At 63.6% G+C, this 503-nt stretch carries 1 protein-coding gene; it reads left to right on the plus strand.

From position 1 onward, the window contains the following. Positions 1 to 478: IS630 family transposase (locus ACFP1Z_RS33705; protein ID WP_390321878.1), on the plus strand; the 478-nt coding region annotated here is incomplete at its 5' end. Positions 479 to 503: the final 25 nt, after the last annotated feature.

Genomic DNA, 503 nt, shown 5'->3' on the forward strand with positions numbered 1-503 from the left:
CGTGCGGCACGGCACCACGAACCTGTTCGCCGCCCTGAACGTCGCCACCGGCGAGGTGCTCGGCGAGTGCAGGCCGGACCGGAACGCTGCGAACTTCCTCGCCTTCCTGAAGAAGGCGGTGAAGCCCCACGCGGGCAAGGAGATCCACGTCGTTCTGGACAACCTGTCCACGCACACCACGCCGGAGGTGAACACGTGGCTCGCGAAGAACCCGCACGTCCATTTCCACTTCACCCCTGTCGGCTCCTCGTGGCTGAACCAGATCGAGATCTGGTTCGGCATCCTGACCCGGCAGGCGATCCGGCGTGGCACGTTCTCCAGCGTCAGTGTCCTGACCAGGCAGGTCCGCGACTACATCAGCTCCTGGAACGAGAACGCGAAACCCTTCGCCTGGACGGCGACCGCCGACGAGATCCTCGCGAAGGTCCGTCTGACACAGCGCAACGTCAGAAAGCTCGTCGCGAACAACTCGAAGTGACACAAGCAGGATCACGAGACACTAG

Origin of the sequence: Streptomyces gamaensis (assembly GCF_042656465.1) — a bacterium.
GTDB lineage: Bacteria > Actinomycetota > Actinomycetes > Streptomycetales > Streptomycetaceae > Streptomyces > Streptomyces gamaensis.